The organism is Lentzea kentuckyensis (genome assembly GCF_002150765.1).
Lineage (GTDB): Bacteria > Actinomycetota > Actinomycetes > Mycobacteriales > Pseudonocardiaceae > Lentzea > Lentzea kentuckyensis.
The window spans coordinates 1-4064 of sequence record NZ_MUYM01000186.1 but is presented as its reverse complement, the minus strand read 5'-3'; the positions used below and the strand labels follow the sequence as shown (position 1 = coordinate 4064).

At 69.4% G+C, this 4064-nt stretch carries 2 protein-coding genes; both read left to right on the top strand.

Annotated features, from left to right (window positions below; translation table 11 throughout):
* Positions 1–3448: type I polyketide synthase (locus tag B0F77_RS45600; RefSeq protein ID WP_211294372.1), on the top strand; the 3448-nt coding region annotated here is incomplete at its 5' end.
* Positions 3438–4064, top strand: a 627-nt coding sequence (locus tag B0F77_RS45595) for a polyketide synthase (RefSeq protein ID WP_169731077.1), incomplete at its 3' end; no start/stop codon positions are given. The genes B0F77_RS45600 and B0F77_RS45595, both read left to right, overlap by 11 nt.

Sequence of the window (4064 nt, the reverse complement as noted above, 5' to 3'; positions counted from 1 at the left end):
GGGCGGGGGCGGAGCGGCGAGCCAGGTGCCGCGGCTGGTTCCGTGGGTGGTGTCGGGCAAGAGCGAGACGGCGTTGCGCGCGCAGGTTGAGCGGTTGACGGCGTTCGCGCGGCAGCATGCTGAGCTTGATCCGGTGGATGTCGGTGGTGCGTTGGCGGCCAAGGCGGTGTTCGGGCATCGGGCCGTTCTGTCGCCGGACGGGGTGGAGATCGCGTCCGGCGTGGCGGACGACGGCGCGCGGGTGGCATTCGTGTTCCCCGGCCAGGGCTCGCAGTGGGTGGGCATGGCGGTGGAGTTGATCGAGGAAGCGCCGGGGTTCGCCGAGTTGATGGGCCGGTGTGCGGTCGCGTTGCGGCAGTGGGTCGACTGGGATTTGTTCGAGGTGATCCGGGACGCCGCCGCGTTGGAGCGGGTCGAGGTCGTGCAGCCGGCGCTGTGGGCGGTGATGGTGTCGTTGGCCGGGTTGTGGCGGGCGTACGGGGTTGAGCCGCAGGCGGTTGTCGGGCATTCGCAGGGGGAGATCGCAGCGGCGGTCGTTGCCGGAGCATTGTCCATTGAGGATGGTGCTCGGGTGGTTTGCATGCGCAGCAGGGCGATCGCCACGTTGGCGGGCACTGGCGGCATGGTCTCGGTTGCGCTGCCTGTGGACAAGGCTCGCGAACTTGTGCGGCGAGTGCACGTTGCAGCGGTGAACGGGCCCGCTGCGACGGTCCTTGCCGGTGACTCGGAGGCGTTGGAAGAGCTGTTGGCTGTTTGTGAGGCTCAGGGGGTGCATGCGCGGCGGATTCCGGTGGATTACGCGTCGCACACGCCGCAGGTTGAGGCTGTTCGGAACGAGATCATTGAGGAACTGCTGAGGATTGCGCCGCGCCAAGCCGAGATCGACTTCTACTCGACGTTGACAGGGGAACGGTTCGACACGGCCGGGCTCGATGCGCGGTATTGGTACGAGAACCTGCGCAACACGGTCAGGTTCGAGGCGGCGATCGAACAGCTCGCGCAGGACGGATACGGGGTGTTCGTCGAGGTCAGCGCGCATCCGGTGCTGACGATCGGGATCGAGGACGCGGTCGAGGGGACCGTGGTCGGGTCGCTGCGCAGGGACGACGGTGGGTGGGAACGGTTCCTGCTGCAGTTGGCACGGGCGTGGGTCGGTGGGGCGAACGTCGACTGGACGCGGTGTTGTCACGCGACGCGGCGGGTTGAGCTGCCTACGTATGCCTTTCAGCGCAAGCCCTATTGGCTGGGAGCGGCCGGGCATCCGTGGCTGGGGAGTGCGACCAGCTTGGCGTCGGGCGGGTTGTTGTTCACGGGACGGTTGTCGCTCGCGACGCATCCGTGGCTGGCTGACCACGTGGTGCTGGGGTCGGTGTTGTTGCCGGGCACCGCGTTCCTTGAGATTGCGCTAAAAGCGGCGGACGAGGCCGGATGTGGCGTGGTGGAGGAGCTGACCATCTTGGCGCCGTTGGTGGTGTCGGACGTCGAGCTGCAGGTCGTGGTTGGTGCTCCGGACGAGACGGGGCGGCGGACGATCGAGGTGTTTTCGCGGGGTGCGGAGTGGGTTTGTCACGCAAGCGGCGTGCTGGCGCCTGGGGCGCCGCGCGAGGTGGAGATCGCGTGGCCGCCTGCTGGGGACGAGGTCGCGGTTGGGGATTTGTATGAGCGGTTGAGTGCTGTCGGGTTCGCCTATGGGCCGCGATTCCAAGGTTTGCAACGGGTTTGGCGGGGCGACGGCGAGGTGTTCGCCGAGATTCGGTTGCCGGAGGGAGAGCCTGGGTTCGGGCTGCACCCGGCGTTGTTCGATGCCGCGTTGCACGCGATCGCGCTGGGAAGCAACGAGAGCAGAGTGCCGTTCGCGTGGAACGGGGTGTCGTTGGCCGTGAGGGGTGCTTCGGTGCTTCGGGTGCGGTTGAGCGAGATCGGGACTGACGTGGTGTCGCTCGCCGCGGTCGATGAGACCGGCCGGACCGTGGTGAACGCGGACTCGTTGGTAGTTAGGCCCGTGTCGTCCGGTCAGCTCGCGCCCGAGTCGCTGTATGCGGTGCGGTGGAAGGCGATTCCGGTCGCGCCGGCTGAGCTGCCGGGGAAGGTCGTTGAGCTGGAACACGTGCATCAGGCGTTGGCGGTGCTGCAGGAATGGGTTGCGGGGGAACAAGAACCGCTCGTGCTCGTGACGAAGAACGCTACGGGGGACGACCCGGACCTGACTGGCGCGGCAGTGTGGGGGTTCGTGCGGTCCGCGCAGTCGGAGAACCCCGGCAAGATCGTTCTGGTCGACGTCGAGGGTGAGGTGCGCCGGGAGGCGTTGGCGGCGGCGGTTGCTTCTGGGGAGCCGCAGCTCGCGTTGCGTGGCGATGAGGTTCTGGTGCCTCGGCTGGCGAGGACCACGCTGGGGGAGCAGGCCCTCAGGCTGGAAGGCACGGTGTTGATCACCGGCGGGACCGGCACGTTGGGCAGGTTGGTGGCGCGGCATCTCGTCGGCGCGCACGGCGTTCGGAGCCTGGTGCTCGCCAGCAGGCGGGGCGGGGAGCTGGACGTGCCCGGTGCCGAGGTCGTGGCGTGCGATGTCGCGGACCGGGCGGCGTTGGAGCGGCTGGTGGTCTCGCGTCAGGTGGATGCCGTGGTGCACATGGCGGGCACGCTCGACGACGGCGTCATCTCGTCGCTCACTCCTGAGCGCATCGACGAGGTGTGGCGGCCCAAGGCGTCTGCGGCCTGGCATCTGCACGAGCTGTTGCCGGACGTGCCGATGGTGTTCTTCTCGTCGGCGGCGGGCACGTTCGGTGGGCCGGGGCAGGCGAACTACGCGGCGGCCAACGCGTACCTGGACGCACTGGCGCGGCATCGGCGGGCGCGTGGGTTGCCGGCTGTCTCGCTCGCGTGGGGGCTGTGGGCCGATGACAGCGGCATGACCGGGCACCTCAGCGAGGTCGACCGGGCGCGGATGGCTCGCGGCGGCATCAGGCCGTTGGGTGCGGAGGAGGGCTTGCGGCTGTTCGACGCGGCGTTGCGGTGCAGCGAATCCGTGCTGGTACCGGTGCCGTTGGACGCTGCGGCGCAGACGGTGCACCCGTTGTTGCGCGGGCTGGTTCGGGAGTGGGTGCCGGAGCGCGAGGCGTGGCGGCCGACCGGGGAACCGCGGCAGGTGCTCGACCTGGTGCGCGGCGAGGTTGCCGGGGTGCTGGGGATTCCGGGGCGGGTGGCGGCCGAGCGGACGTTCAAGGAGCTCGGATTTGACTCGCTCACCGCGGTGGAGCTGCGCAACAGGCTGAGCGCCCTGGTGGGGGTGCGCTTGCCGTCGACGCTGGTCTTCGACCACCCGAGTCCGGGGGCGCTGGCCGAGCACCTGATGGCCGAGTTGCTGCCGGAGGTGGTGGCGGAAGAGCCCGACGCGATCGACGGCATGGACACCGACGACTTGGTGCGGCTGGTGCTCGGTGGGCACTGAGGCGGAGGGACATGTGGCCAAGGCGCTTCGCGTCGCGGTCAAGGAGAACCAGCGGTTGCGGCGGGAGAACGACGAACTGCGGGCGCGGCTGGACGAACCGGTCGCGATCGTCGGGATGGCGTGCCGGTATCCGGGCGGGGTGCGGTCGCCGGAGGGCCTGTGGCGGCTGGTCGTCGACGAGGTGGACGCGATCGGGCCGTTCCCGGCGGACCGCGGCTGGGATCTGGATGCCTTGTACTCGCCGGATCCGTCGGCGACCGGAACCTGTTACACGCGGTCGGGCGGGTTTCTGCACGACGCGGCGGAGTTCGACGCGGGGTTCTTCGGAATCTCGCCGCGGGAGGCGCTGGCGATCGATCCGCAGCAACGGTTGCTGCTGGAGACGTCGTGGGAGGCGTTCGAGGATGCCGGGATCGACCCGTTGTCGTTGCGGCGGAGCAGGACTGGGGTGTTTGCCGGGGTCATGTACAACGACTACGGGTCGCGGCTCTCCGGGCGGGTGCCCGCGTTCGAGGGGCAACTGGGGATCGGCAGCGCGGGGAGCGTGGCGTCGGGGCGAGTGGCCTACACGTTCGGGTTGGAGGGGCCCGCGGTCACGGTGGACACGGCGTGCTCG